The sequence below is a fragment of the Sedimentitalea xiamensis genome (assembly GCF_030164465.1).
Taxonomy (GTDB): Bacteria; Pseudomonadota; Alphaproteobacteria; order Rhodobacterales; family Rhodobacteraceae; genus Sedimentitalea; species Sedimentitalea xiamensis.
This window is the reverse complement of record NZ_JASNJE010000016.1, coordinates 38,613-64,160: the sequence shown is the minus strand read 5'-3', so window position 1 is coordinate 64,160 and position 25,548 is coordinate 38,613. Positions and strand designations below refer to the sequence as shown.

The 25,548-nt window shown below is 64.1% G+C and carries 27 protein-coding genes and 1 tRNA gene; 13 read left to right on the top strand and 15 right to left on the bottom strand.

Annotated elements, in window-relative coordinates; translation table 11 throughout:
• Nucleotides 1-22: 22 nt before the first annotated feature.
• Nucleotides 23-784 (bottom strand): phosphoribosylaminoimidazolesuccinocarboxamide synthase, encoded by a 762-nt coding sequence (gene purC, locus QO034_RS13690; protein ID WP_284486105.1) that lies wholly within the window; start codon nt 782-784, stop codon nt 23-25.
• A gap of 158 nt (nt 785-942) precedes the next feature.
• Here purC and QO034_RS13685 point away from each other — a divergent pair, with 158 nt between their 5' ends.
• Complete coding sequence (locus QO034_RS13685; RefSeq protein WP_284486104.1) at nt 943-1,260, top strand: DUF1476 domain-containing protein; 318 nt, start codon at nt 943-945, stop codon at nt 1,258-1,260.
• 160 nt (nt 1,261-1,420) lie between these two features.
• A complete protein-coding gene (gene bmt / locus QO034_RS13680) occupies nt 1,421-2,434 on the top strand; it encodes a betaine--homocysteine S-methyltransferase (RefSeq protein ID WP_284486103.1) in 1,014 nt (337 codons plus the stop codon).
• A 153-nt stretch (nt 2,435-2,587) separates the two neighbouring features.
• Here bmt and QO034_RS13675 read toward each other — a convergent pair whose 3' ends face one another.
• Nucleotides 2,588-3,667 carry a PA0069 family radical SAM protein gene (locus QO034_RS13675; protein WP_284486102.1) on the bottom strand — a complete coding sequence of 360 codons (1,080 nt, stop codon included), beginning with the start codon at nt 3,665-3,667 and terminating at the stop codon, nt 2,588-2,590.
• Here QO034_RS13675 and QO034_RS13670 point away from each other — a divergent pair.
• A complete protein-coding gene (locus QO034_RS13670; RefSeq protein WP_284486141.1) occupies nt 3,666-3,815 on the top strand; it encodes a hypothetical protein in 150 nt (49 codons plus the stop codon). The genes QO034_RS13675 and QO034_RS13670 overlap by 2 nt on opposite strands.
• A 58-nt stretch (nt 3,816-3,873) precedes the next feature.
• A complete protein-coding gene (locus QO034_RS13665; RefSeq protein ID WP_284486101.1) occupies nt 3,874-4,575 on the top strand; it encodes a corrinoid protein in 702 nt (233 codons plus the stop codon).
• 3 nt (nt 4,576-4,578) lie between these two features.
• On the opposite strand, the gene QO034_RS13660 is transcribed toward QO034_RS13665, so the two are convergent.
• Entirely contained in the window at nt 4,579-5,040 is a 462-nt protein-coding gene (locus tag QO034_RS13660) for a PaaI family thioesterase (protein ID WP_284486100.1), read from the bottom strand.
• 84 nt (nt 5,041-5,124) lie between these two features.
• Between QO034_RS13660 and QO034_RS13655 the strand changes: the two genes are divergently transcribed.
• Nucleotides 5,125-5,769 carry a DUF1638 domain-containing protein gene (locus QO034_RS13655; RefSeq protein WP_284486099.1) on the top strand — a complete coding sequence of 215 codons (645 nt, stop codon included), beginning with the start codon at nt 5,125-5,127 and terminating at the stop codon, nt 5,767-5,769.
• A gap of 20 nt (nt 5,770-5,789) precedes the next feature.
• Here the strand turns inward: QO034_RS13655 and QO034_RS13650 are convergent, their stop codons facing one another.
• Nucleotides 5,790-6,200, bottom strand: coding sequence for a SufE family protein (locus QO034_RS13650; protein WP_284486098.1), 411 nt, complete (start codon nt 6,198-6,200; stop codon nt 5,790-5,792).
• Nucleotides 6,201-6,334: 134 nt separating this feature from the next.
• Between QO034_RS13650 and QO034_RS13645 the strand changes: the two genes are divergently transcribed.
• Nucleotides 6,335-6,850: a hypothetical protein gene (locus QO034_RS13645; protein WP_284486097.1), complete on the top strand. Its 516-nt coding sequence runs from the start codon at nt 6,335-6,337 to the stop codon at nt 6,848-6,850.
• A gap of 9 nt (nt 6,851-6,859) precedes the next feature.
• Here QO034_RS13645 and rnd read toward each other — a convergent pair whose 3' ends face one another.
• The 3 genes from rnd to purM form a co-directional block, all read right to left on the bottom strand.
• Nucleotides 6,860-8,017, bottom strand: coding sequence for a ribonuclease D (rnd, locus tag QO034_RS13640; protein ID WP_284486096.1), 1,158 nt, complete (start codon nt 8,015-8,017; stop codon nt 6,860-6,862).
• A 127-nt stretch (nt 8,018-8,144) separates the two neighbouring features.
• Nucleotides 8,145-8,741, bottom strand: coding sequence for a phosphoribosylglycinamide formyltransferase (purN, locus tag QO034_RS13635; protein WP_284486095.1), 597 nt, complete (start codon nt 8,739-8,741; stop codon nt 8,145-8,147).
• Nucleotides 8,738-9,784: a phosphoribosylformylglycinamidine cyclo-ligase gene (gene purM / locus QO034_RS13630; RefSeq protein WP_284486094.1), complete on the bottom strand. Its 1,047-nt coding sequence runs from the start codon at nt 9,782-9,784 to the stop codon at nt 8,738-8,740. The genes purN and purM overlap by 4 nt, the downstream gene beginning before the upstream one ends.
• A gap of 118 nt (nt 9,785-9,902) precedes the next feature.
• Here purM and QO034_RS13625 point away from each other — a divergent pair.
• The 3 genes from QO034_RS13625 (at nt 9,903) to QO034_RS13615 (ending at nt 15,461) form a co-directional block, all read left to right on the top strand.
• A tRNA-Ile gene (locus QO034_RS13625) sits at nt 9,903-9,979 on the top strand.
• 189 nt (nt 9,980-10,168) lie between these two features.
• Complete coding sequence (locus QO034_RS13620; protein WP_284486093.1) at nt 10,169-12,070, top strand: FAD-dependent oxidoreductase; 1,902 nt, start codon at nt 10,169-10,171, stop codon at nt 12,068-12,070.
• Between the two features lie 58 nt (nt 12,071-12,128).
• Nucleotides 12,129-15,461 carry an AAA family ATPase gene (locus QO034_RS13615; RefSeq protein WP_284486092.1) on the top strand — a complete coding sequence of 1,111 codons (3,333 nt, stop codon included), beginning with the start codon at nt 12,129-12,131 and terminating at the stop codon, nt 15,459-15,461.
• A gap of 6 nt (nt 15,462-15,467) precedes the next feature.
• Here the strand turns inward: QO034_RS13615 and QO034_RS13610 are convergent, their stop codons facing one another.
• The 4 genes from QO034_RS13610 to QO034_RS13585 form a co-directional block, all read right to left on the bottom strand.
• Complete coding sequence (locus QO034_RS13610) at nt 15,468-16,409, bottom strand: polyprenyl synthetase family protein (RefSeq protein ID WP_284486091.1); 942 nt, start codon at nt 16,407-16,409, stop codon at nt 15,468-15,470.
• Nucleotides 16,406-16,894: a hypothetical protein gene (locus QO034_RS13605; RefSeq protein WP_284486090.1), complete on the bottom strand. Its 489-nt coding sequence runs from the start codon at nt 16,892-16,894 to the stop codon at nt 16,406-16,408. Before QO034_RS13605 ends, QO034_RS13610 begins: the two co-directional genes overlap by 4 nt.
• Before the next feature lie 70 nt (nt 16,895-16,964).
• On the bottom strand, nt 16,965-17,705 hold the full coding sequence (locus tag QO034_RS13600; protein WP_284486089.1) for a heme-dependent oxidative N-demethylase family protein: 741 nt from the start codon (nt 17,703-17,705) through the stop codon (nt 16,965-16,967).
• A gap of 749 nt (nt 17,706-18,454) precedes the next feature.
• Entirely contained in the window at nt 18,455-19,759 is a 1,305-nt protein-coding gene (locus QO034_RS13585; RefSeq protein ID WP_284486088.1) for a calcium-binding protein, read from the bottom strand.
• A 304-nt stretch (nt 19,760-20,063) separates the two neighbouring features.
• Between QO034_RS13585 and QO034_RS13580 the strand changes: the two genes are divergently transcribed.
• Nucleotides 20,064-21,281 (top strand): bifunctional alpha/beta hydrolase/OsmC family protein, encoded by a 1,218-nt coding sequence (locus QO034_RS13580; protein ID WP_284486087.1) that lies wholly within the window; start codon nt 20,064-20,066, stop codon nt 21,279-21,281.
• 7 nt (nt 21,282-21,288) lie between these two features.
• Here the strand turns inward: QO034_RS13580 and QO034_RS13575 are convergent, their stop codons facing one another.
• From QO034_RS13575 to QO034_RS13565, 3 genes are all read right to left on the bottom strand, one after another.
• Nucleotides 21,289-21,636 carry a hypothetical protein gene (locus tag QO034_RS13575; protein ID WP_284486086.1) on the bottom strand — a complete coding sequence of 116 codons (348 nt, stop codon included), beginning with the start codon at nt 21,634-21,636 and terminating at the stop codon, nt 21,289-21,291.
• Between the two features lie 9 nt (nt 21,637-21,645).
• Nucleotides 21,646-22,206, bottom strand: a complete 561-nt coding sequence (locus QO034_RS13570; protein ID WP_284486085.1) for a hypothetical protein — start codon at nt 22,204-22,206, stop codon at nt 21,646-21,648.
• Nucleotides 22,207-22,325: 119 nt separating this feature from the next.
• Nucleotides 22,326-22,925, bottom strand: coding sequence for a biotin transporter BioY (locus QO034_RS13565; protein WP_284486084.1), 600 nt, complete (start codon nt 22,923-22,925; stop codon nt 22,326-22,328).
• A gap of 186 nt (nt 22,926-23,111) precedes the next feature.
• Here QO034_RS13565 and QO034_RS13560 point away from each other — a divergent pair, with 186 nt between their 5' ends.
• Nucleotides 23,112-23,369 (top strand): DUF6455 family protein, encoded by a 258-nt coding sequence (locus QO034_RS13560; protein ID WP_284486083.1) that lies wholly within the window; start codon nt 23,112-23,114, stop codon nt 23,367-23,369.
• Nucleotides 23,370-23,376: 7 nt separating this feature from the next.
• Here QO034_RS13560 and QO034_RS13555 read toward each other — a convergent pair whose 3' ends face one another.
• Complete coding sequence (locus QO034_RS13555; RefSeq protein ID WP_284486082.1) at nt 23,377-23,790, bottom strand: DUF6314 family protein; 414 nt, start codon at nt 23,788-23,790, stop codon at nt 23,377-23,379.
• A 154-nt stretch (nt 23,791-23,944) separates the two neighbouring features.
• On the opposite strand from QO034_RS13555, the gene purB reads away from it, so the two are divergent.
• On the top strand, nt 23,945-25,249 hold the full coding sequence (gene purB / locus QO034_RS13550) for an adenylosuccinate lyase (protein ID WP_284486081.1): 1,305 nt from the start codon (nt 23,945-23,947) through the stop codon (nt 25,247-25,249).
• Nucleotides 25,250-25,385: 136 nt separating this feature from the next.
• Nucleotides 25,386-25,544, top strand: coding sequence for a chitin-binding domain-containing protein (locus QO034_RS13545; protein ID WP_284486080.1), 159 nt, complete (start codon nt 25,386-25,388; stop codon nt 25,542-25,544).
• Nucleotides 25,545-25,548 lie beyond the last annotated feature (4 nt).

The following is a 25,548-nucleotide window of genomic DNA, read 5'->3' as shown; positions in this document are numbered from 1 at the left end:
AGCCGTCGTCTTTCGTTGCAATTCAGTTGATCAGCGTCGGCTTGGTGATCGGCGTCGATGTCTTGGGCATGACGCCAAGGCGGCGCGCCACCTCGGAATAGGCATCGGTCAGGTTGCCCAGATCGCGCCGGAACACGTCTTTATCCAGTTTCTGTCCGGTCTCGATATCCCACAACCGGCAGCTGTCCGGGCTGATTTCGTCCGCCACGATCAGGCGCTGGAAATCGCCGTCATAGATACGGCCGATCTCGATCTTGAAATCCACCAGCCGAATGCCGACGCCATACATGAGGCCGGACATGAAATCGTTGACCCGCAGCGCCAGGCTCAGAACGTCGTCCATGTCCTGCTGGCTGGCCCAGCCGAAGGCGGCGATATGTTCCTCCGTCACCAGCGGGTCGCCCAGCTTGTCATCCTTGTAGCAGTATTCGACAATCGGCCGAGGCAATTGCGTGCCTTCGTCGATCCCCAGCCGCTGGCTCATCGAGCCGGCCGCGAAATTGCGCACGATGATTTCCAGGGGGATGATCTCGCAGCTGCGCACCAGCTGTTCGCGCATGTTCAGCCGGCGGATGAAATGAGTCGGAACACCGATCGTGTTCAGCCCGGTCATGAAAAACTCGCTCAGCAGGTTGTTCAGAACCCCCTTGCCGTCGATGACGTCCTTTTTCTGGGCATTGAACGCGGTGGCGTCATCCTTGAAATACTGCACGATCGTCCCCGGTTCGGGACCTTCGTACAATATCTTGGCCTTGCCTTCGTATATCTTCTTGCGACGCGCCATGAACTGCCTTTCAGGGTTGATCGGCCCGGACAGACCCGGCCCCGTGACGCCGCTATAGTGCAAGGGCCGCAGTGTCGCAAGCGTGCCGCCCCCTCTTGCACAAGAGCGGACGGACCGGCATATCTGCCAGAGACACAATATCGCAAAGGGCAGCAGCCATGACCACATTCGACGATCGCGAAAACGCCTTCGAAGCGAAATACGCTCACGACGAGGAAATGACCTTCAAAGCCGTCGCGCGCCGCAACAAGCTGACCGGTCTCTGGGCCGCCGGACTGTTGGGCAAATCCGGAAGCGATGCGGATGACTACGCCAAATCCGTCGTGCTGGCCGATTTCGAGGAAGCCGGACATGAGGATGTCGTGCGCAAGCTGGCCGCCGATCTCGGGGACAAGGCCGATGCCAACACGATCCGCGCCAAGATGGACGAGCTGATGGCGGTGGCCAAGGACCAGATCATGAAAGAGGTCGGCTGAACCCGGACTGACCGTTTCCGGGCCTCAAATACGGGATGGATGCCGTTCTTTGGGCTGCGCCTCGTGTGTTCGGCCGCCGCTTCCTTGCTCTGCGTCCGCCAGGCGCCAGCGACCGACGACGCAGAGCAATCCGCCGACCAAACTGACAGGATGATTCATCGTGACCAATGCCTTTGAGAAACTGCTGGCGGCAAAGGAAGTGATCCTCGCCGATGGCGCGACCGGCACCAACCTGTTCAACATGGGGCTGATGTCCGGCGAAGCGCCGGAACTCTGGAACGTCAACGAGCCCGCCAAGATTCGCGCGCTCTACAAGGGATCGGTCGATGCCGGGAGCGACCTGTTCCTCACCAACACGTTCGGCGGAACGGCCGCCCGGCTGAAACTGCACGATGCGCAGAACCGGGTGCGCGAACTGTCGCGGGTCGGGGCAGAGCTTGGGCGCGACATCGCGGACACGGCCGCCCGCCCGGTGGTGGTCGCCGGATCGGTCGGTCCGACCGGCGAAATCATGGAACCGGTCGGCACGCTCAGCCATGCGCTGGCGGTCGAGATGTTCCACGAACAGGCGGACGGGCTGAAAGAAGGCGGCGTCGATGTGCTGTGGCTGGAAACCATTTCCGCGCCCGAGGAATACCGCGCCGCCGCCGAAGCGTTTTCGCTTGTCGGCCTGCCCTGGTGCGGCACGATGAGCTTTGACACCGCCGGGCGCACGATGATGGGCGTGACCTCGGCGGACATGGTCCAGATGGTCGAAGCGCTGGATCATCCGCCGCTGGCTTTCGGCGCCAATTGTGGCACCGGAGCCTCCGACATCCTGCGCACCCTTCTCGGTTTTGCCGCGCAGGGCACCGAACGGCCGCTCATCGCCAAGGGCAATGCCGGCATCCCGAAATACGTGGATGGCCACATCCACTATGACGGCACGCCGGCGCTGATGGCCGATTACGCGGCGATGGCGCGCGATTGCGGCGCGCGGATCATCGGAGGCTGTTGCGGCACCATGCCCGAACACCTGCGCCTGATGCGGGCGGCGCTCGACGAACGGCCCCTGGGCGGGCGCCCGACCCTGGATCAGATCACCGCGGCGCTCGGCGCATTTTCTTCGGCCAGCGACGGAACCGGCGACGATACGCCGAAACCTCGGGAACGCCGGGGTCGACGGCGCAGCTAGCGCGAAACCGGATGAAGAAACGGCCTTAACAGGCTGCTGGCATTCATGAAAACGGCATTCAAAAAAATGCGCGCTGCGTCCCTCGCATGGGGTTCGGCGGTCTTGCAACCCGGATCCGCCCGCTTGCTTTTCCGCCCGGAGCGGTCTTGCGCATCAGAACAGCGACAACTGATCGCCCGGTTCGGGCGGCACCGCGAACAGATCGCTCCGCAACGGCGCGACCGGACGGTCCAGACCCAGGCGCAGCGTCGCCAGCCGGAACCTTTGCGCGATCATCTCCGCATAGGGGCCTTCGCCGCGCATGCGATGGCCCCAGCGCGCATCGTAATCCTTGCCGCCGTGCATGTCGCGCAGCCGCGCCATGACCCGAGCGGCGCGGTCGGGGTAATGTTCCGCCAGCCATTCCTGCCAGAGCGGCGACACCTCGCGCGGCAGGCGGAGCATGATCCAGCTCGCCGCATCGGCCCCGGCATCGCGCGCCGCGGACAGGATCGTTTCCAGCTCGTGATCGGTCAGGCCCGGCACCATGGGCGACGCCATGACCCGCACCGGGATGCCGGCCTCGACAAGCCGCCGGATCACGCGCAACCGGCGGGCCGGCGCAGGCGCGCGCGGTTCCATCCGGCGGCTCAGATCCGGGTCCAGAGTCGTCAGCGATATCCCGACCCGCGCCAGCCCCTGCCGCGCCATCGGCGCCAGAATGTCGATGTCCCGTTCGACAAGCGCCCCTTTCGTGACGATCGCCACCGGATGCCTGAACTCTGACAGGACCCCGAGACAGTCCCGCATGATCCGATGGTCCCGCTCGATCGGTTGATAGGGATCGGTGTTGGTCCCGACGGCAATGGTCGCGACGCGGTAACGCGACGACCGCAATTCGCGGTCCAGGACCTTCGCGGCACCGGGCCGGGCGATCAGGCGGGTTTCGAAATCCAGCCCCGGAGACAGACCCAGCCATGCATGGGAAGGGCGCGCGAAACAGTAGATGCAGCCGTGTTCGCATCCGCGATAGGGATTGATCGACCGGTCGAAGGGTAGATCCGGGCTCCGGTTGTAGGTGATCAGGCTGCGCGGCGTTTCCAGGCTGACCTCGGTTGCAATTCCCGTATCGTCCGCCTGCCCTTCCCAGCCATCGGGCTCCGCCCTCCGGTCGAGATCGAAGCGGCCGCTACGGTTGCTCACCGCCCCGCGCGCCCTTCGGCGGGCCTTGTCTATCGGAATTTCGCAGTCCATGGAAAACGATGGAACATTTAGGGAACATTATCAAGGCCGCTTTGCCCGGACGCCTGCAACGGTGGAAAAAACCGCGGAATTCGGCCACCAAGGTCGGTTGCAGCGCCGCCAGTGTCGCAATCAACGCAGTCCAAAAGGCATCAAATGACCGAAAAGACCGAAAAGACTCAGCCGGGGCATGGCCCCATCAATCGAGGAACGCGCCCATGTCTGACGAAGACGACATCATCCTGTCGGATCTTGATGACGAGGAACTTGTCCAACAGATGTTCGACGACCTCTATGACGGTCTCAAGGAAGAGATCGAGGAAGGCGTGAACATCCTGCTGGAACGCGGCTGGGAGCCCTACCGGGTTCTGACCGAAGCCCTGGTCGGCGGCATGACCATCGTCGGGGCGGATTTCCGCGATGGGATCCTGTTCGTTCCCGAGGTTCTTCTGGCCGCCAACGCGATGAAGGGCGGCATGGCGATCCTGAAGCCGCTGCTGGCCGAAACCGGCGCGCCGCGCGTCGGAAAGATGGTGATCGGCACCGTCAAGGGCGATATCCACGACATCGGCAAGAACCTTGTCGGGATGATGATGGAAGGCGCGGGTTTCGAGATCGTCGATCTCGGCATCAACAACCCGGTCGAAAACTATCTCGAGGCGCTGGAACGCGAAGACGCCGACATTCTCGGCATGTCCGCCCTGCTGACCACGACAATGCCCTACATGAAAGTGGTCATCGACACGCTGGTCGAACAGGGCAAGCGCGAGGATTACATCGTGCTGGTCGGCGGCGCGCCGCTGAACGAGGAATTCGGCAAGGCCATCGGTGCGGACGCCTATTGCCGCGATGCCGCGGTGGCCGTGGAAACCGCGAAACACTGGATCGGACGCAAGCACAACCGTATGGCGGCGGTCTGAGCCTCAGCCGACGATTCCCTGACCCTGAACGCACATCATCGTGGCGCTGACGGTGGCGATCAGGGTCGGCGTTTCGCCGTTCCCGTCCATCGCCAGGGCCGCGCCCTCGGTTCGCAGCAATGTCCTGCCGGGGCGGATCACGCGGCCTTCGAAGCGGAACGACCTGCCCCTGGCGGGCGCCAGGAAGTTGATCTTGTATTCCACCGTCAGAACCCCGGCCCCCGGCGACATCAGCGACAGGGCCGCGAATCCGCAGGCCGTGTCCAGCATCGCCCCGCTGACACCGCCATGCAGGAATCCGTGTTGTTGCAGCAGAGCCGGGTCAAGCCCCAGCGTCAGCACCACCAGACCGGGTTCGACCGTCTCCAGCCGCGCGCCAAAGGTGCGCATCAGTGACTGGCGCGCAAAGCCGTCGCGCACCAGCGTTTCGAAATCCGGGTTGCGTGGTTCGAATGTCGGGTGCATCGCGACTCCTTTGCCCCATGACCGGCTGATGGGCTATCCTGGCCGCACCCTAGCCCGGCTCAGACAGAATAGGAACGCATCACGATGGCCGTGACCGACGAAACCCTCACCGACTGCGGCCTGCAGCCCGCCGGCACCGGCCGTATTCTCCTGATCGGTTGTGGGGCGCTGGCCCGCGAGATCCTCGACCTGAAGGCGCGCAACCGGTGGGACCACATGGACCTGACCTGCCTGCCGGCGATCCTGCACAACCACCCGGAAAAGATCACCGGCGCGGTCGAGGCAACCATCGCACGGCACAGCGATGCCTATGCGCAGATCTTCGTGGTCTATGCCGATTGCGGCACCGGCGGCCATCTCGCCGCCGCCTGCGACAGGCTGGGGGTCGAGATGATCGCCGGCCCGCATTGCTATTCCTTCTATGAAGGCAACGATCGCTTCGCCCGGCATTCCGACGAGATCACCGCCTTCTACCTGACCGACTTCCTGGCCCGGCAGTTCGACGCCTTCATCTGGAAACCGTTGGGACTGGACCGCCATCCGGACCTGCGCGACATGTATTTCGGCCACTATAGCAAGCTGGTCTATCAGGCGCAGACCGACGATCCGGTCCTGACGGAAAGGGCCCGCGCCTGCGCCGACCGCCTCGGTCTCGATTTCGAGCGCCGCTTGACCGGTTATGGAGATCTGGACAGGACACTGACCCGCTGGGCGGATCGTCCGACCTGACGGCCATCGGCCAAGACGGATCAGGCGTGTTCGGAGGCCACGTCGCGGATACGTTCGACCATGGCGCGCAATCCGTTGCTCCGCTGAGCCGACAGGTGGTCGTGCAGCCCAAGACGCGCCAGTTCGCGGCCTGCGTCAACGGCGGGAACCTGCGCGACGGGAAGCCCGTTGTAAAGCGCCCGCAACACCGCGATCAGCCCGCGAACGATCATCGCGTCGCTTTCGCCATCAAAGCTGAACGCGCCATCTTCGATCACCGGGTGCAGCCAGACCTGGCTGGCGCAGCCGTCGACCTTGGTCGCCGGCACTTTCAGCGCGTCCGCGAGCGGCGGCATCGCCTTGCCCAGTTCGATCACGTGCCGATACCGGTCCTCCCAGTCCTCCAGGAATTCGAAGTCCTCGACTATGTCTTCGAAGGCGAGCGTTGCCATGGTCTGTCCTCTGATCGGCTGCGCCTTTCAGGTAAGTCGGCGGCGGTTGGGTGTCCAGCCCCGCCTTGCGTCTTTTCAACCGGTGCCGGATGCGATAACCGGGGTTCAGGCAAGTTCCAGAACGGCGAGAGCGCATGAAAACCAACGTGATAGTCCTGACGGCTGCCAGCCTCGCCCTGTCCGCCTGCGGCTGGCGGGATTCCAGTCTCAATCCGGGCAACTGGTTCGGCAGCAGCGAACCGGTTCAGTCGGTCGCGGCGGATGGCTCCGTGAACGCGTTGATCCCGCCGGAACGCGGCGGCCTGCTGCGCCGGCCCGAAGCCGCGGACCTGTCCGTGCCGATCGCCAGCGTGACGAAACTGCAGATCGATCCGACCCCCAGCGGCGCGATCATTCTGGCCGAAGGCGTGGCGAGCCGGCAAGGCGCCTTCGCCGCCGAACTGCGGCCGGTCAACCCGGAACTGGTGTCGGATGACGGCATTCTGGAACTGGATTTCCGGGTGGCCTATCCGCCCTGGGAAACGCCCGTCGGGGACCAGCGGAGCCGGACCGTGGTCGATGCCTACACGCTGAGCCGGCAGGACCTGAGCGCCGTGCGCCTCGTGCGCGTCCGGGGCGCCCAGAACGCGCTGGAATCCCGCCGGCGCTGACCCGCTGCCCTAAAGTTCGACGACGACCACCGATTGGCCCTTGGCGGCCAGCCCGATCTTGCCTTCGCAGAGTCTGAGCGCATCCGCGCCAAAGACCTCGCGCCGCCAGCCCGACAGGGCGGGCACATCGCGCAGCCCGGCGGCGATCGCATCCAGATCGGAGCTTGGCGCGATCAGCTTGGCGGCGACGCCCGAGCTTTCCGTCTTCGATTTCAGCAGCACACGCAGCATGTCGGCCAGCGCGGGATTGACCTGAAGCTTCTCACGGCTGCGGTCCGGTTGCGGCATCTCTCCGGGCGGGCAGTTCACCCCTTTTTCGACCGCGGCGAGGATGCCGTCGGCAATCGCCCCCTTGCGGGCTTCGCGCAGCAGAAGGCGCATGCCGCCCAGGTCCGCATGGGTGCGCGGCCTGGCAGAGGCCAGTTCCACCAGCGCGTCGTCCTTGAAAACGCGATTGCGCGGGATGTCGTTGGTCTGCGCATGGGCTTCGCGAAACGCCGCCAGTTCGCGCACGACAGCGAGGAACTTGGGCGAATTGGTGCGTGTCTTGACGCGTTTCCATGCCTCTTCGGGCTGGATGTCATACGTCGCGGGATTGGTCAGGATCTCCAGTTCCTCGGCGACCCATCGGGTGCGGTCGCTCTGGTCCAGTTCGGCCGCCAGATATTCGTAGACCTTGCGCAGGTGGGTCACGTCGGCCAGCGCGTATTTCTTCTGCGCCTCGGTCAGCGGGCGGCGCGACCAGTCGGTGAACCGGCTGGACTTGTCCACCGAGCCATGCGCGATCTTGCGCACCAGCGTTTCATATCCGGCCTGCTCGCCAAAGCCGCAGACCATCGCCGCGACCTGGGTGTCAAACAGCGGTTCCGGGAACACATGCGCATCGACCCAGAAGATTTCCAGATCCTGGCGCGCGGCGTGGAAAACCTTGATCACGCTCGTATCGCGAAACAGGTCATACAGCGGTTCAAGCGACATGCCGTCGGCCAGGGGGTCCACCAGAACCGCTGTGTCGTCCCCGTCGCCGGGAAGCGCAAGCTGCACGAGACAAAGCTTTGAATAATAGGTGCGTTCGCGCAGGAATTCGGTATCGACGGTAACATAGGACTGGGCATGGGCCAGCTTGCAGAAAGCGGCCAGATCTTGCGTCGTTGTGAGCGTTTTCATCTACTGTCGAAGTTCCTGTTCATTGTTCTTGTTGTCTTTTTTTCCGGTGAAAGAAGACAGGTCGCGTTTTCACTCAGTCAGTCTTAATCCAAACCACGCGATTTGGAAACCACGCGCCGGATTCTTGTCAGGGCAGAAAGACCGGTCTGCGATCCCCCGATGCGAAACGGCGCAGAACCGCGGGATAGAGCCTGTGTTCCTGTTTCAGAACCCGCGCCGCGAGCGTCTCGGGCGTGTCGTCCGGCAGAACCGGAACGCGAGCCTGCCCGAGGATCGGCCCATCGTCCAGTTCCGCCGTCACCTCGTGCACGGTGCAGCCGTGTTCGGTGTCGCCCGCCGCGAGGGCGCGGGCATGCGTGTTCAGCCCCTTGTAGAGCGGCAAGAGCGACGGGTGGATGTTCAACGCCCGCCCCTGCCAGTGGCTGACGAAACCCGCCGTCAGGATCCGCATGAACCCGGCAAAGCAGACGATGTCCGGCCGCGCCGCGAGCAACGGCTTCATCAGTTCCGCCTCGAACGCCGGGCGGTCCCCGGCGAAGGGGCGGTGATCGACCACTGCCGTGGGCACGCCCCGATCCGCCGCCCTGGCCAGTCCGCCGGCGGCGGCGGTGTTGGACAGGACCAGGCAGGGTCGCGCCGGATGGTCGCCGACCATGCTGTCCAGCAGCGCCATCATGTTGGAGCCGCCGCCGGAAATCAGGATCGCGACGTGCTTGGCGCTCACGTCAGGCTGCCCCGATACCGAACGCCGGGGCGATCTGTCACGGTGCCGATCCGGTATACGGTTTCACCGGAAGCGCCAAGGTTTTCGGCCAGCGCCGCGGCGCGGTCCGGATCGCAAACGAGGATCATGCCGATGCCGCAGTTGAAGGTTTTCAGCATTTCGGCCTCCGCCACGTTTCCGACGCCCGCCATCCACCTGAAAACGCCGGGCAGGTCCCAGGCCGACAGGTCGATCTCCGCGCCGCATCCCTCGGGCAGCACCCGCGGCAGGTTCTCCGTCAGGCCGCCGCCGGTGATATGGGCCAGCGCGTGCACGCCGCCGGCGCGCACCGCCGCCAGCGCCGGTTTCACGTAGAGCCGGGTCGGCGTCAGCAGGTCCGCGCCAAGGCTGGCATCCCCGAACGGACTGTCAGCGTCCCAGCCCAGCCCCGATAGCTCGACCAACCTGCGCACGAGGGAATAACCGTTCGAATGCACGCCGTCGCTGGCCAGACCGAGGAGGACATCGCCTTCGGCCACGCCGCCGGGCAAGGCGCCGCCGCGTTCCATCGCCCCAACAGCGAAACCGGCAAGATCGAAATCGCCCTCAGGATACATCCCCGGCATCTCTGCCGTCTCTCCGCCGATCAGTGCGCAGCCCGACCTTTCGCAGCCGGTCGCGATTCCTTCGATGATCCGCGCCGCCACGTCCGTTTCCAGCTTTCCGGTCGCGAAATAGTCCAGGAAGAACAGCGGTTCAGCCCCCTGGCACACCAGATCGTTGACGCACATGGCGACGAGGTCGATGCCGACTCCGTCCACCACCCCGGTGTCGATGGCAATGCGCAGCTTGGTGCCGACGCCGTCGGTGGCCGCGACCAGCACCGGGTCGGTGAAGCCGGCCGCCTTGAGATCAAAAAGGGCACCGAAACCGCCGAGACCGCTCATCACACCGGGACGCGCGGTGCGTTTCGCCGCCGGTTTGATCCGCTCGACAAGGGCATTGCCCGCATCGATGTCCACTCCTGCCTCGGCATAGGTGATGCCGGTCTTGCCCGTCGTCATGCGCCCGATCCTTTTCACAATCTGCGCGCGGCGTAGTCGATTGCGGGTCGGCTTGCAACATTTGGCTGCGCTGTCTGATCTTGACGCCCCCGTCCACCGTGATACGCAGACCGTAGGCGGGCCTGTAGCTCAATTGGTTAGAGCAGAGCGCTCATAACGCTTTGGTTGGGGGTTCGAGTCCCTCCGGGCCTACCACCGCTGCCGCACCGGGCGACACCGCGGCTTCGCCGGGACCGCCGGAATTCCATCAAAATTAAGTATATACAATGGCTTGCAAAAACGCCAAAGTGTGGTGTTATCTGTTTTCGCCATCCGTGCTAATATCTTCACCAGTGCCGCGCCGTATCATTGACGGATACCCATAACCAATTGTCGGAGCGTGACATGAAGAAAGTAGCGATTGTCGGAGCCGGTGTGGCCGGGATGAGCGCGGCCTTGCGCCTGCTGGAACGCGGGTTTCACGTGACGCTATACGAACAGGACGATTTCGTCGGCGGCATGCTTCATTCCTACCGCGACAAGGTGACGGGTACGCGGCGCGAGCATTCCTACCACATGTTCCCGAACTTCTACTTCAACTTCTGGAAGATCGCGGAAGAGATTGGAATAAAGAACAATTTCACGCCTCGTGAAGCGTTTCGCTTTCTGCGCGGCGACGAACTGGACCGCCTGCCCGCGATGTTCAATCCCAGCGGGCCGCAGGATTTCCTGCGCAATATGGATTCGGGCGCGGCGCCACCGCCGGACCTGTTCATCTACATGTATTCGATGATCGACATGCTGGCGGAACCGGAACACAAGCACGACCTGCTGGATACTTATTCGGTGAACGGTTTCTTGCATTCCCGGCCCTACATGACGCGGATCGCCGCCGACCTGCACCAGACCCTGTGGGAGACCGTCTGGGCGATTTCCTCCTATCAGGCGTCCGCCAAGAGCTACCGGACCTTCGTGAAATACACCAACCGCTACTCCGTGCCGGAATTCTTCCTGCTGGCCGGAAACAAGTGGGACTACCTGATGAAGCCCTGGCTGGACAAGCTGGAGAGCTTTGATCGCTTCGAACTGAAGCCGCTGCACCGGCTCGCCAAGGTCGTGCCCGACAAGGACGGCAAGCGGATCGCGCGGCTTGAATTCGACATCGTGAACCGGTCCCCTTCGGTCAATGACAGCTGGGACGTCGAGGACAAATGCGCCGTGGACGTGGGCAATGACGCGGTGGTGATGGCGGTGACGCCGGGCGCGATCAAACGGCTGCTGCGCGACGAATTCTACGACGCGGCCCCGCATCTGGGCGAGGTACAGTATCTGGAGGCGGAACCGATGGGCGCGCTTCAGTTCTACCTGAAATGCCATATCGACAAGCTGCCCAAGGACGTGACCGATTTCGAAGGCGCGAAATACTACATGACCTTCCTGGATTACACGCAGCTCTGGCGGGATATCGGCGAGCACACGGCGCCGGGCGAAAAGCCGGACACGTTTCTCTACGTGACCTGTTCGGACGTGGTGTCGCTGCTGTCGATACCACCCGAAAAGCGGCATCCCGAAGGCCACAAGAAGGAACACCAGCTTATCCTGGATCTCGATCACCCCACCACGGCGATCGAATATGTGCTGAACGAGGTGATGCAGCACCTGCCCGTCGATCTGGACGACATCGATCTGCGCAAGACCGCTTTTGACATGAACACCGGCGAAGAGCTTTTCGCCAATATGGTCGGCAGTTGGGAACGCCGCCCCGACACCGAAACGCCGCTGGAAAATCTTTGGATGGCAGGCACTTATGTCAAGAACATCATGGATGTCTCCACCATCGAGGGCGCCGTGATCTCGGGCCTGAATGCAGCGGAATGCATTCGGGCAAGGCATGCGAAAAAATCCGATCCGGTCACGGTTCTGGAACCCGAAGCCTTTCCGGTCGAGCTTTTCCAGGCGCTGAAGCTGGCCTGGGCGCCGCTGGCCGCGTCGGCGAAGATGTGGTCGGAAGCGAACACCGTGATGGGCAGGTATGGCAGCAGCTGGGACGAGACCCAGCGCAAGATCATAAAGGCGGGTGTGAAGGCGCTGGAACCCTTCATGGGCCGCAAACCGAACCCGCCGCACTATCTTGGCCCGATCAACTGGACCAACTCGGTCCGCAACCTGCCCAGGGATCATCCGCTCGCCATCGGACCGATCTACTGGAACTACGACGAAAACGGGTTCCGGAAACATGGCGGGGGGCACCACAAGAAAAAGCACGGCGTCAAGCTGCAATCCGGCAGCGAGCACGACAAGGGCTGACACCGCACGGTCCGCTGAAGGCAGCGGGAAAGTTCAGGGGAAGACCAGGGAAGAGGCTATGGACATCAAGGCATGGCTGACGGACGCCGGACTGCCGCAATATGCAGGCCGCTTCGAAGAGGAACAGATCACGCCGGATCTGCTGAACCAGCTGGACCACGAGTCGCTCAAGCAACTGGGGGTCGATATCCTCGGGCATCGGCTGATGATCCTGCGCGCCGCCAGAGAGACGGCCTTGGCCAAACCGGCCCGCAGCGGGCATGCGGCGGCACAAACCAAGGCATCCGAATGGGAAGCCGAACGCCGCCAGCTGACCATCCTGTTCTGCGACATGGTGGGATCGACGCAGATCTCCTCGCAACTCGACCCCGAGGAATTCCGCGACCTGATCCGGCTCTATCATGAAACCGTTTCGGACGCCGCGCGCCGCGCCGGCGGGCATGTGGCGCAATTCCTCGGCGATGGTTCGATGATCTATTTCGGCTACCCGGCGGCGCAGGAGGACGCCACCGAACGCGCGGTGAACATGGGGCTGGCTCTGATCGACGCCCTGGAACGGCTTGAACCGCATCCGGGTCTGCGCCTGCGCACCCGGATCGGCATCGCCACGGGCTTGGTGGTCGTCGGGGATCTGGTCGGGCGCGGACTTCACGAAGGCGCGGTGGTGTCGGGCGACGCACCCAACCTGGCCGCGAGATTGCAGGCCGTCGCAGAGCCGGGCCAGATCGTGGTTGGCGAACGCACTCATCAGCTGCTGGGCCGCAGCTTTGACAGCGAACCGCTCGCTCCGATGGAACTCAAGGGCATTCCGGGTCTGACAAAGGCCTGGCGCATCCTCGGACCATCGGTGAGCGCCAACCGGTTCGAAGCCCATCGGTCGCGGGCGATCACGCCGCTGATCGGACGGGACCGGGAAATGACGCAGTTGATGGAGGCCTGGCGCAAGGCCGACGCGGGCCAGGGCTCGGTCGTGATGCTGCGCGGCGAGGCCGGGCTGGGCAAGAGCCGGCTGCTGCGCGAACTCAAGAAGCGCTCCGGGATGACCGGGCCGGCACTGGTGCAACTGCACTGCTCGCCCTATTTCTCGAACACCGCCCTGCATCCGGTCATCCGGGCGCTTGAGTTCGGGTCCGGATTCAAGCGCGAGGATTCACCGGAGGTTCGGCTGGACAAGGTCCTGCGGTTCTTCGGCCTGGATCCCAAGGATGCGGGCGAACAAGGCGCGCTCATCGCCGGGTTGATGGGATTGCCCGCCGACCGGTTCCCGCCGCTTGAGATTTCCGTCGGACTGCAACGCACGCGCCTGTTCGAGGCGATGCTGGGCCTGATCATGCGGGCGGCGCGGTCAAGCCCGGTGATGCTGTTTTTCGAAGACCTGCACTGGGCCGATCCGACGACGCTGCAACTGGTCGCCCGGATGATCGAGACCGCGCCCGCAGGTCGCGTGCTCGTGGTCGGCACCTACCGGCCGGAATTCGAACCGCCCTGGGGGTCGGACGCCGGCGTCATGCTTTGCGATCTTCAGCGCCTTGAGGAAACCGAGGTCCAGGAGCTGATATCGTTTCTGGCGCAGGACGGCGGCGGGCTGCCCCCTGACGTGATCGCGACCCTGGCCGCCCGCGCCGACGGCATTCCGTTCTTTGCCGAGGAACTGACCCGGTCCGTCATCGAGATGGACAGCCGGACGGTCAACACGGTGCCAACGACCCTGCGCGATACGCTGATGGCGCAGCTTGATTCGCTGGAGGGACCGCGCCCCATCGCGCAGATCGCCTCGGTCATCGGTCGCGAGTTCGACATCGACCTGCTGGGCGCGGTATCTCGGAAATCCAGAGCGTCCCTTCTGCGGTCGCTCGAAGATCTGGTCGAAGCCAATCTGATCTTCGCCGGCCGGGAACCGGGAACATGGGTGTTCCGCCACGCGCTGATCCGGGATTCCGCCTATGAATCCCTGCTCAACCGCAGCCGCCAGAGCATGCATCTGAGCATTGCACGCGCCATCGAAGAGGTGTTTCCCGACCGGGCGCGCAACGCCCCGGAATTCCCGGCCCGGCACTACGCCGAGGCCGGGGAACACGCCAGCGCGGCGCGCAACTGGCTGGCGGCCGGGCAATCCGCCCGCCAGCGCGGCATCGTCAGCGAGGCCAAAGCCCATATGCAGGCGGGACTGGAACAGGTGGCGCAGATGCCGAGGGGGCCGGACCGCGAGGCGCTGGAAGTGCAGCTTCACGCCGGTCACGGTGCGGTTCTCAGCGGCATCAAGGGTCACGCGGCCCCCGAAGTCGGGGCGGCCTTCGCCAAGGCCCGCGCGCTGGATGCCGCGGGCACCAGCAAGGATTTCCAGATCGCGTTCCAGAACGGATATGGCGCCCATCTCGCGATGCGCGGCGAGGTCGCCAACGGACACCGGGAGCTGTCCCGTATCGCGGAGATCGCTGGCGACGACCCGCGACTGCTGGTGTCCGCCGGGTCGGCCCTGTCCTGGTCGCATTACAGTTGCGGCAACTTCGAAACCTCGGTCTGGTGGGGCGAACAAGCCGAGGGTCATGTCAAAGGCGGCGCATGGAATTCTTCATCGCCCCGGCACACCACCGGAGACCCGCTGGTCATCGCCAGGTGCTGGCACGCGGCCTCGCTCTGGGCGCTCGGAAAGTCGGATCAGGCGACGGCGATGACGCAAGCGGCCCTGGATCACGCGGAGACCCTGAACGATCCCTATTCCGTAATCTACGCGCAGGTGAACGGGCTATGCAGGCTCGCGGCCCTGCAGGGGCGTTCGGACGCGGTGTTGCAGATCACGACCGACGCGGTCGCCTATGCCAAACGCATGGGATACGATTTTGCCGCCGGCTACAGCCTGTTCTGGCAGGCCGAAGCGCTGGCCGCCACGGGGGAGCCGGAAAAGGCCCTGCAGATCATCGGCGCCGCGATCTCTGTCTGCAAGGCCATGTCCTTCCGCCTGCACGAACCCCATTTCCTCGGAATGCAGGCGGTCATGCTGGCCCAGACAGGTGACACGGCCGCTGCTTTCGCGGCGCTGGACGGGCTTGAAGCGCAGGTCGACGAGTCGGGAGAACTCTGGATCGCCCCGGACGTGCGGATCGCGCGGGCGCGGGTGGCCGAAGCCGCCGGCGACACGGATACCGCACTGGCGGCCTGGCAGGATGCGCTGGCGCGCGCGCGCGCCCTGTCCTCTCCGGCCTGGGCACTGCGGGCGGCCACGGGGCTTGCGGACCTCATGGCGCGCAAAGGACAGCAAGAAGCGGCGCACACGGTTCTGTCGCCCGTGTATCGCGGCTTTACCGAAGGCTTTGACACCGCCGATCTGGCACGGGCGAAAGGCGTCCTCGACCGGCTCGGCGCGGACAGGCTGGAACCTTCGGGCACCTGACGCCGCTCAAACCTTGTAGCCCAGCATCCGGGTGCGATCGACCAGCGCCAGCAGCGGCGCGGGATCGTCGGCATGGCGGTGCGCTTCGGCGCGGGCCTGATCGGCGATGACGTCAAGCTCTGCCTCCGCGGCGGGCAAGGCCGCGCGAAAAGCGGCGGCCAGAGCCGCATAGTTGGACGGCGCCGGATCGCGGAACATCGCGGCCACGTCCGGGTCAAGGGTCGCGATGGCGGCGGGCAGCGTCAGGATGCCGTCGCGGATGTCTTCGTCGCCGCCGCCTTCGCCCAGCGCATCGGTGCCCCGCACGTCCGACACGTCGTCGCAGGCGTGATAGAGCATGCCCAGATAGCGCCCGAAGCGGCGCAATGCACCGCTGCGATCTGCAAGGCAGGCCGCGACCTCGAACATCGACCCGGTGTCTTCCTGCGCCAGCATCCGCCAGTCCGACACGCCGAGAGGCTGCTTGCGCAGGCGCCATTGGGCGCATTCCGCCGCCCCCAACCGGGTCATCAGTTCCGACAGCAGCCGCACCGCCTGCGCATCCTCCGCCATCATGCGATAGGCTTCGGCGGTCATGTAGCCAGAAGTCATCAGCGCATTCAGCGTGCCGAATTTCGCGTGCATGGTCGCCTTGCCGCGGCGCGTGTCGGACCGGTCCAGGATGTCATCCACAACCAGTGTCATGTTGTGAAACAGCTCCAGCGCGACGGCGGAACGGATGACGTTCTCTGCAACCTCGCCGGTCTGGGCCCGTGCACAGCTGAACATGGTCAGCGGGCGGAAATATTTCGATCCGGCCAGGAACTGCCAGCTGAGGGCCTCGGCCATTTCCGCGTTGGCGCCGGCCAACCAGTCGGCAATCGCCTTGCGCAGCCGTTCGGTTTCCTCCTCGAACCCCAGTTCCGGGATGACCCAGTCGGCGCGCCCCTGTTGATGGTCGTTGTTCATCGCTTGATCCTGACATTGCGCCTGGGACCGGCGTCCGCGCCCGCATTCTGGAGGCTGCGCAGTTCCGCCTCGATCTTCAGAAGCTCGGCGCGCAGGGCCTCGGCCTCGCTGAGCGACGCATCGGCGACCTGCTGAAGAAGCCGCCGCGCCGTGTCGATCATGGCGGTCTGGCGCAGATCAAGGCGATCCGGCGGACCGTCTGCCGGAGGTTTCAGCGCCTCGGCGAAATCCCCCAGATCACCCTTGTGGGCCAGCATGAGGTCGCTGATCTGCCGCCCGTACCGCAACCCGCTGTTCAGCCAGGCGATCTGCGCGCGCGCCAGCAGTTCCATCACGTCGCGGCCAAAGTCCGTTTCCACGTCGCCACCGGCATCGTCACCCGGCCGTTGGAATGCGGAGATCCATCCCTGCACCATGTCGGCATAAAGTTCCGAAAGGACAGTCACGTCGTCAATCCCGCCCAGATCCGGCTTGTCCGTCGTCATGTCCGCCCCCCGAAGTTCCTTGCCCGCACCTTAGAGTGAATTTGCCGGCACGCAATGTCGCGCAGACGCATTATTCGGGCAAACGTCTCCCAACCCCCTGACGGGACAGCACATAAGTGTGAATCGAAAAGACCACGGCCCTGGTGCGCGGCAGGCGCAGGATGCTTTGGCGTTCGCTGCGCAGATAGCCCGCTTCGTCCGGGCGCAACGGAACCCGCGGCTCCGACAGGCGACGCGGTTGGAAGAGAGCCGGATCGGCATATTCCAACGCATTGAAACGCCACATCGGCCGGCCGACCTGAACGCCATCGAACACGCGCTGCACCCGTTTGGCCATCGGCGCATCGTAGCTGTGGACCGGACCGTGAATGGCGGTCAAAGGACGCCGGAACTTTTCCGTCAAGGTCCAGCTGGCGGGAAAGCACAGCACGGCCCCGGTCAGCAGATGTTCGCTTCCCCGCTTCTGCAGGATGCAAAAATCTTCCTGCACCAGCCGCCCCAGACTGCCCAGCGGATCGTCTCGATCAGGCGTCACGCGCTTGCCATCGGGCCGCAGCACCACGTCCGGCTCGCCAGGATAGGCGAGTTCCAGAACCAGATCGAGCAGTTCCCCAGCCGCCTCAAGGGCGGAATCCTCCAGCGCGACGACACGGTCGCGGGCACCATCCAGCAGACGTTCGCGTTCCGCCATCTGACCGCCGAAAGCCTCGTCCGCGATCAGCCAGTCGTGCATGGCCAGGGGTTGCAGCCCCGGCAACGCGCGCGGCTCCGAAACGTCGTAGGGTATCCTGTCCTGCAACACGATGGTCATGGCCAGTTCCCTTAGAACGACATCACTCCAGTCGCAACCGGTGACGACGCCTGGCGCGCATCCATCCCGGCATTGTCGGCGGGCAGGCGGACCATGAACACCCAAAACCCGTTTCGCGCGGTCCTGCTTGGCGCGGATGGCTCCATCGCGGTCCGGGACGCCAGGAATGTGCCGTTCGCCAGTAACTTTATCCCGCTGGTGCGCGAACAGCGGACCGGTGCGTCGATGTTCTATTGTCCTGCGGCGACAAGACATTGCAGGACAATTCGACCTTTGCCGCCGAAGCCGCGGATCTGCATGCCGAAAACACCTGGGCGGCGGCGAATGGATCGAAACGGGACTGCCGGCACCAGGCCGCGCACGACCCGCCGGTTTCAGGAATGCGGCACGTGCATGGGCACATCGTGACCGATATGGAGATGCTGAAACCGGCTTCACGATCCCCGCACCGGCCACCGACGCGCACCCGCCGGACGACGGGTTCCAGACCCGGAAATACGGCTGCCTGATGCATGGAGTCGGACTCTACGACGCCCTGGCCGCTGGTGGCCATTCCCGACACGGCGGCGCCCGGCAAGGCAATCTGCACGGAAGCCAGCGGAGATTGCCCGATCGGGATCGAGGACTGGGTGTTGATCATCGAGGACGGCTGCGAGAACCTGACGACCTGTCCCTTCGACGTTGCCTTGATGGGGCAGTCGGTCCGGGGGAGACAGAGCGCCTTTCGCCGCGCCCTGCCCCGCATCTGTTCAGAAAACGAAATCGCCACTGTCCAGATCTGCAATCAGAATACCTTCGAGCGTGATGTTCACCCCGGCCCCGTCGCTGATATAGGTCTGCTTGATCGTGCCGTCGGTGAACTCGGTCATGTGGTTCGCCGTCAGGTCGGCGAAGCTGGTGATCTCGGACACGCCTTTCAGGACGATCTTTTCATTGTTGTTGGCGGCGTCGAAATCGCCGATCACGTCGTTGCCCGAGTTGTTCTTGAAGACGAACCGGTCGGCACCCGAGCCGCCCAGGAGGTAGTCGTTGCCTCCCTTGCCTTCGATCACGTCACGCCCGCCGTTGCCGTTGATATAGTTGTCGGCCTTGCTGCCGATCAGTTTGTCCCCGCCGTCGCGCGAACCGCGCAGGTTCTCGACGCCGCGGAAGGTGTGGTTGAAGGTCTCGCCGTTCCAGGTGCCTGTCGCGCTGCCGCTGCCGAGATTGACGGTGATCGCATCGACACCCGAACGGTCGTAGCGCAGCGTGTCGATGCCACGCCCAGCGGCGAGGAAGTCGTTGCCCTGTTCGAGGATGAAGGTGGTGTCGCCCTTGCCGCCATAGATGATGTCGTCATGGGAGGTCGCGCGCAGCTGCTTGACCTCTCCCGAGCCGATGATCCGGTCGACGCTGAAGCCCGCGCCGCCATCTACGATGGTGCCGAACTTGAGATTGGCGAAAATGCCGTCCGACATGTCGGAGTAATCCAGCCGCACGGTGCCGGCGGTGCCTTCGATCTGGATGATGTCCTCACCCTCGCCCGGGGTTATCTGGATCCAGCCCTGCTCGGCGGTGTCGATCATGAAGACGTCGTCATAGGCTGTGCCGATGATCTGCATCCCGCCTTCGGGCTTGGAGGGAACCAGTTGCAACGCGTTGTTCAGATTTTCGAAGAACACCAGACCTTCGGGGCCAGCCCCATTGTCGACGCGAATGACGCCGAAGTCTTCCTCACCGTCGATGATGGCGAAGATGCCCTGCGCCGAAGCCCCGGCATAGAGCGTCACGAAACCGTCGCCCATGGTGAAATTGCTCAGATCGACCAGATCCTCGCCCAGTCCGATCTCGATTTGCTCGTACCGGCCGGTGAGGATGTAGCTGTCGTCCCCCGCGCCGCCGACGAACAGGTTGTCGCCCGCCCCACCGCGCAGGGTGTCATTGCCCCCACCGCCGAACATCTGGTCGTCGCCATTGCGGCCGCTCAGGATGTCTCTGCCGCCCAGACCTTCGATGATGTCATCGTCAATGGTGCCGTTCAGGGTGTTGTTCTGGTTGTCGCCGGTAATAATCATTCAAGTCTCCAGTGTCGTTATTCCATACCGCGGGCGCCCGGAACGCGCGGCAACGTTGGGCGGGGCGTTTCGAACGTAGAAAGACCGTTTCGGATCAGTCTTGAAATTCGATGAAGATCTTTGGCCGAACCTCGCGAAATGGCGGCAAGATCGCGTGGATCGGGGTGGAGTGTTCCATGCTGAACGCTCCGAAGACATTGGGTAGACATTGGCCTCACGCGCGTCAAGGATTCGTGAACGGAAGAGAAACCGACTTGGAAAGCGTGGGTGGCCCGCGCAGGGTCGCGGTCAAAAGGAGTGTCGCATGCCCATGGAACGCATCACCTTTCCCGGCCATGACGGGGTCATGCTGGCGGCGCGGCTCGACCTGCCGGATGGCCCGGTGTTGGCGACGGCGCTCTTTGCCCATTGCTTTACCTGCTCCAAGGACATTCCGGCGGCGCGCCGGATCGCCGCCCGGCTGGCGGGAATGGGGATTGCCGTGCTCCGGTTCGATTTCACCGGACTGGGACATTCAGAAGGCGAATTCGCCAACACGTCGTTCAGTTCCAATGTACAGGACCTGGTCGCAGCCAGCCGGTATCTGGAGAGCCGCGACATGCCGCCGGCCCTGCTGATCGGGCATTCGCTGGGCGGGGCGGCGGTCCTGAAGGCGGCTAAGCGAATTCCCAGCCGCAAGGCCGTCGTGACGATCGGCGCCCCGTTCGATCCGGAGCATGTCACCCGCAATTTCGCGGATGCGTTACCCCAGATCCTGCACGACGGCGAGGCAGAGGTGACAATCGGCGGCCGCCCGTTTCCGATCACCCGCCGGTTCGTGGAAGATATCGCCGCCAGCGAGCTCGCCCCCGCCATCGCCGGGCTGAAAGCGGCGCTCCTGGTGCTTCATGCGCCGCTGGACGACATCGTCGGCATCGAGAACGCCAGCGAGATCTTCCGCGCCGCGCGCCACCCCAAGAGTTTCGTGACCCTTGACGATACGGATCACCTCGTCTCGCGCGCCAGCGACGCGGAATATGCCGCCGATGTCATCGCCGCGTGGCTGACCCGCTATGTCGACCTGACGCCGCCGGCGCCGCCGCCCGGCGCGCCCGAAGGCATTGTCCGCGTGACCGAGGCTGATCCCGAAGGTTTCCTGCAGGACGTGCAGTCCGGTCCGGACCATCATCTTCTGGCGGATGAACCTGTGTCATACGGCGGAACGAACCGCGGCCTGACGCCCTATGGGCTGCTGGCCGCCGGTCTCGGCGCCTGCACCTCGATGACGATCCGCATGTATGCCCGTCGGAAGGGCTGGCCCCTGACCGGCGTCAGCGTCGATGTCAGCCATGACAAGGTGCACGCGCAGGATGCGGAGTCTGGCAGCGGCACGAAGATCGACCAGTTCCACCGGGTGATCGACCTCACGGGCGATCTGGACGAGGATCAGCGCGCGCGTCTTCTGAGCGTCGCCGACAAATGCCCGGTGCACCGGACGCTGGAAATGGGCGCAGGCGTGGTGACCCGCCTGCGGTCCGGTTGACCCGCGATCAGCGGAACCTTCCGCCTCCGCCCACCGGGCGGTGTATCGGCGGTCGTGCGACAGGCGGCCTGGCGATCGGGGGGTGGACCGTGGGCGGCCGGCCACCTGGAGGCACAATCCCGATCGGCGGCGTGACGCCCACCGGCGGTCGCGTGACCGGCGGATCAACCGGGCGATGATGCGGCGGTCTGGGGTGTCCATAGTAATAGTCGTTCCACAACATGGAATCGTAATAGACGCCGACGCCGACAGATCCGTTGACGCTGGTCGTCGCGGGATCGCAGGCCGAGAGGCCAAGAACCGACCCGGTCAGGAACACCGCAAGAAACGCCCGGCGCAGAGAGAGATGTCGCATCCGCGTCTCCTACCTTCCGACCCGAAGCGACGCGAACATCCGGTTCACGTCCTCCACACGGGCGGGATCGAGTCCGGCTTCCATCACGACCACGGACACCGCCATGCGATCATTGGGAAGATCTATCGCGACGGCAGTGAAGGCCACGGCCTTGCCATTGCGCCGCCCCTGCCCCGAGATGGTCCTGGCCGTGCGCCCCGCCACGGTGCGGGCGTTCCGCCTGTCAACCACCGCATCCTCGACCAGAAACGGCCCGATATCCTTCAGATAATCCTGCACCTGCGAAAAACTGTTGACGCCATAAGGCGAAATGAACCCCACCCAGAGCCGGGGTTCGGTCGCCGGTTGCAAGCCGATCACGCGACCGACGGCACGGGCTTCATCCGTCGCAGGATCCACAAGGTCACGCGGCCCGCCCACATGGACAGTCCAGAAATCCGGCGCATCAAAGGAAAACAGCGTCCTGCCGTTGTCCGTGTAGGACACGGGCGTGTCTGCCCGCGCCGCGGGCACGGACAGCATCAGCGCACCGGCCAAAAACGCGATGGAACGGGAAAGGGATCGGGACATCCGGACTCCTTCGTTTTGCACGATCTTCATCCGAATGGACAGCTTTTGTCCATCATTCAATGTCCTGCGGTCCGGATCATGGAATCCGGACCGCCGCCATGATTGCCGGGCTCTCGGACTCAGCCGCGGGCGGTGCCCACGAGACGCCAAAGCGCCGGGATCGTCAGCGCCGCCAGCGCCAGCTTCAGGACGTCACCGGGCAGGAAAGGCAGCAGGCCCCACTGAAGGATCGGCTGGTCCCAACCATGAAGATGCCCAAGCCACGCCAGCCCCGGCAGGTAGATCAGCGCATTGCCGATCAGCAGTGCCAGCGCCATCCACGCAAAGGACCTGTCCCATCCGCGCGCGGCCAGCAGACCGAGCGCCAGGGTCGCCAGCACGTAGCCGACCAGGTAGCCGCCGGTGCTGCCCATCATGTAGGTCAGGCCATAGGCCTCGGCCGACGAACCCGCGAACACATCAAAGCCAAGCGCGCCGACAAGCATGTATCCGAGGATCGTCACCAGCCCCAGCCGCGCGCCGTAAGCGGCCGCCAGGCTGAGCACCGCGAAGGTGCCCATGGTGATCGGCACCGGCCACATCGGAACCCGGATCTTCGCCGCAATCGCCAGAACGGCGATGCCCGCGAGCACCAGCGCCACTTGTTTCAATTGCAGCGCAGCCCCGGATTTCGGCCCTAGAGCGTCGATCAAGACCCGGTTGGGAACGGCGAGTGTCATGGGCAAGTCTCCTGCTTTCAGAAAGATTTCCAAGTTGATGCCCCAGATGCTGCATCGCCGCAAGACGAAATTCCGTCCCGGACCGCCCCGTTCACGGCGAACTATGCTTGATCCATGTCAAACCTCGCGCGCCCGTCTTGTGGCATGGTTGCAGCAATGCATCTGTGACCCACTGGAGATATCGCGATGGGCCTGTTATCGAAACTGTCTAGAAGCACCGATCTGGTGAACGGGATGGCGGGCCGCCTTGGCGCGGACCTTGGCGATCTCATCGCCAGCAATCCCGACTTGCAGGGACCGAAATACCGCGGCATGGTCCTGCGTTGCAGCAGCTGCTCCGATCAGGACGCCTGCACCGAGCTTCAGGCCGGATGTGACACGCTGCAACACGCGCCCGACTACTGCGTCAACAAGGACGTTCTGGAGACGGTAAGAACGGTCTGAACCCGTGTCATCCCTCGGTCCGGCGGTAGAGACTGGTCATCCGGTAGGCCTTGCGCGGACCGGCGACGCGCCAGGTGACGCGGAAATCGGGCCAATGGCCGAAATCGTAATATCCGTCATACTGATCCGGTTCGCACCAATGTGATACCGGGCCGCCGCATTGCGGCACCTTGTGAAAGAACCGGCCGTCGTCGAACCACACGGTCAGGTTGGGTTTCCACCGGTAGCAACGGCTGGCGGCGATGGCGGGATGACCGGCGATCCCGAGCAGCCCGCGTTCCGTATAGAGCATGCCGCCGGCGGCCTCTTCCCAAACCGCCGTTCCATGAAACTGCGCGACGGGACCGTCCCGATGGACAATCTCGCGCTGCACCGTCCAGGTTCCCAGAAAATCCGTCGCGTTTCGGGCTTGGTCCGTCATCCCCGGTTCCGTTGTCCTGCACTGTGCCGTCCGCCCGGCGCCATGCGCCCTCCCATCATGGGTTCGGTCCCGGCCTCCTCTGGCCTTGTCGCGCAAGGGAAGCCGGTCTAAGAGGCTCGCAATCCCGAAAGATCACAAAAAGGTGCCGCTGCCAATGATCCCCCGCTATTCCCGCCCCGACATGGTCGCCATCTGGTCGCCGGAGACGAAATTCCGCATCTGGTTCGAAATCGAAGCGCATGCCTGCAACGCGATGGCCGACCTCGGCGTGATCCCGCGCGAGAACGCCAGGGCGGTCTGGAAAGCCAGGGATGTGGAGTTCGACGTGGCGCGGATCGACGAGATCGAGGCCGTGACGAAACACGACGTCATCGCCTTTCTGACCCATCTGGCGGAAATCGTGGGCAGCGACGAGGCTCGGTTCGTGCACCAGGGCATGACGAGTTCCGATGTTCTGGACACCACCTTCAACGTGCAGCTTGTGCGCGCCGCCGATATCCTGATCGAGGACATGAAGGGCCTGCTCGCCGCGCTGAAACGGCGCGCGCTGGAACACAAGGACACCGTCCGGATCGGGCGCAGCCATGGCATCCACGCGGAACCCACGACGATGGGCCTGACCTTTGCGCGGTTCTACGCGGAAATGGACCGCAACCTGAACCGGCTGAAAAAGGCGCGGATGGAGATCGCCACCGGCGCGATTTCCGGTGCGGTCGGCACCTTCGCCAATATCGACCCGGCGGTCGAGGAACATGTCTGCGCGCAACTGGGGTTGGAACCCGAACCGATCAGCACCCAGGTGATCCCCCGCGACCGGCATGCGGCGTTCTTCACCGCGCTCGGCGTCGTCGCCAGCAGCATCGAGAACGTCGCCATCGAGATCCGCCACATGCAGCGCACCGAGGTGCTGGAGGCCGAGGAATTCTTCAGCGCCGGACAAAAGGGATCCAGCGCGATGCCGCACAAAAGAAACCCGGTTCTGACCGAGAACCTGACCGGGCTGGCGCGGCTGGTGCGCATGGCCGTGGTCCCGGCCATGGAGAATGTGGCGCTCTGGCACGAACGCGACATCAGCCATTCCTCGGTCGAACGCAACATCGGCCCGGACACCACGATCACGCTGGATTTCGCCCTTGCCCGGCTGACCCAGGTCGTGGACAAGCTGGTGATCTACCCCGACAACATGCTGGCCAACATGAACAAGTTCCGCGGCCTGGTGATGAGCCAGCGGGTCTTGCTCGCCCTGACGCAGGCCGGAGTCAGCCGGGAGGACGCCTACCGTCTCGTGCAGCGCAACGCCATGAAGGTCTGGGAGGAAGGCAAGGATTTCAAGACCGAGTTGCTGGGAGACGCCGACGTTCTGGCGGCCCTGTCCCCCGCGGAAATCGAGGAAAAATTCGATCTCGGCTATCACACCAAGCATGTCGACACGATCTTTGCGCGGGTCTTCAAGGACTGAAAACACTGCGCATCTTGCCCGTCGCGATGAATTACTGACCGATCCCGCGCTGGAGGCCGCGCGCGCGGACATGAAGGTTTGACCGAATCCGCTTTCGGGCTATGCTCTCCTGCACAGTTCAACAGGAGGCACGACCATGACGTTCAAGACCCTCACCTGCGCCGCGGCGCTTGCACTGCTCCCCGCCATCTCCTTCGCCATGTGCGCCGGCAAGGACCACCAGGCGCAATCCTGCGCGCCCGGCTCGATCTGGGATCCGGCCACTGAATCCTGCGTCGAGCAGATCAGCAGCTGATTTT

Excerpts from the sequence above, each read along its gene's own strand:
- purC (WP_284486105.1), bottom strand. The coding sequence starts at position 784 with ATGGCGCGTCGCAAGAAGATATACGAAGGCAAGGCCAAGATATTGTAC.
- QO034_RS13685 (WP_284486104.1), top strand. The coding sequence starts at position 943 with ATGACCACATTCGACGATCGCGAAAACGCCTTCGAAGCGAAATACGCT.
- QO034_RS13670 (WP_284486141.1), top strand. The coding sequence starts at position 3,666 with ATGGAAAACGATGGAACATTTAGGGAACATTATCAAGGCCGCTTTGCC.
- QO034_RS13675 (WP_284486102.1), bottom strand. The coding sequence starts at position 3,667 with ATGGACTGCGAAATTCCGATAGACAAGGCCCGCCGAAGGGCGCGCGGG.
- QO034_RS13665 (WP_284486101.1), top strand. The coding sequence starts at position 3,874 with ATGTCTGACGAAGACGACATCATCCTGTCGGATCTTGATGACGAGGAA.
- QO034_RS13660 (WP_284486100.1), bottom strand. The coding sequence starts at position 5,040 with ATGCACCCGACATTCGAACCACGCAACCCGGATTTCGAAACGCTGGTG.
- QO034_RS13655 (WP_284486099.1), top strand. The coding sequence starts at position 5,125 with ATGGCCGTGACCGACGAAACCCTCACCGACTGCGGCCTGCAGCCCGCC.
- QO034_RS13650 (WP_284486098.1), bottom strand. The coding sequence starts at position 6,200 with ATGGCAACGCTCGCCTTCGAAGACATAGTCGAGGACTTCGAATTCCTG.
- QO034_RS13645 (WP_284486097.1), top strand. The coding sequence starts at position 6,335 with ATGAAAACCAACGTGATAGTCCTGACGGCTGCCAGCCTCGCCCTGTCC.
- rnd (WP_284486096.1), bottom strand. The coding sequence starts at position 8,017 with ATGAAAACGCTCACAACGACGCAAGATCTGGCCGCTTTCTGCAAGCTG.
- purM (WP_284486094.1), bottom strand. The coding sequence starts at position 9,784 with ATGACGACGGGCAAGACCGGCATCACCTATGCCGAGGCAGGAGTGGAC.
- QO034_RS13620 (WP_284486093.1), top strand. The coding sequence starts at position 10,169 with ATGAAGAAAGTAGCGATTGTCGGAGCCGGTGTGGCCGGGATGAGCGCG.
- QO034_RS13615 (WP_284486092.1), top strand. The coding sequence starts at position 12,129 with ATGGACATCAAGGCATGGCTGACGGACGCCGGACTGCCGCAATATGCA.
- QO034_RS13610 (WP_284486091.1), bottom strand. The coding sequence starts at position 16,409 with ATGAACAACGACCATCAACAGGGGCGCGCCGACTGGGTCATCCCGGAA.
- QO034_RS13605 (WP_284486090.1), bottom strand. The coding sequence starts at position 16,894 with ATGACGACGGACAAGCCGGATCTGGGCGGGATTGACGACGTGACTGTC.
- QO034_RS13600 (WP_284486089.1), bottom strand. The coding sequence starts at position 17,705 with ATGACCATCGTGTTGCAGGACAGGATACCCTACGACGTTTCGGAGCCG.
- QO034_RS13585 (WP_284486088.1), bottom strand. The coding sequence starts at position 19,759 with ATGATTATTACCGGCGACAACCAGAACAACACCCTGAACGGCACCATT.
- QO034_RS13580 (WP_284486087.1), top strand. The coding sequence starts at position 20,064 with ATGCCCATGGAACGCATCACCTTTCCCGGCCATGACGGGGTCATGCTG.
- QO034_RS13575 (WP_284486086.1), bottom strand. The coding sequence starts at position 21,636 with ATGCGACATCTCTCTCTGCGCCGGGCGTTTCTTGCGGTGTTCCTGACC.
- QO034_RS13570 (WP_284486085.1), bottom strand. The coding sequence starts at position 22,206 with ATGTCCCGATCCCTTTCCCGTTCCATCGCGTTTTTGGCCGGTGCGCTG.
- QO034_RS13565 (WP_284486084.1), bottom strand. The coding sequence starts at position 22,925 with ATGACACTCGCCGTTCCCAACCGGGTCTTGATCGACGCTCTAGGGCCG.
- QO034_RS13560 (WP_284486083.1), top strand. The coding sequence starts at position 23,112 with ATGGGCCTGTTATCGAAACTGTCTAGAAGCACCGATCTGGTGAACGGG.
- QO034_RS13555 (WP_284486082.1), bottom strand. The coding sequence starts at position 23,790 with ATGACGGACCAAGCCCGAAACGCGACGGATTTTCTGGGAACCTGGACG.
- purB (WP_284486081.1), top strand. The coding sequence starts at position 23,945 with ATGATCCCCCGCTATTCCCGCCCCGACATGGTCGCCATCTGGTCGCCG.
- QO034_RS13545 (WP_284486080.1), top strand. The coding sequence starts at position 25,386 with ATGACGTTCAAGACCCTCACCTGCGCCGCGGCGCTTGCACTGCTCCCC.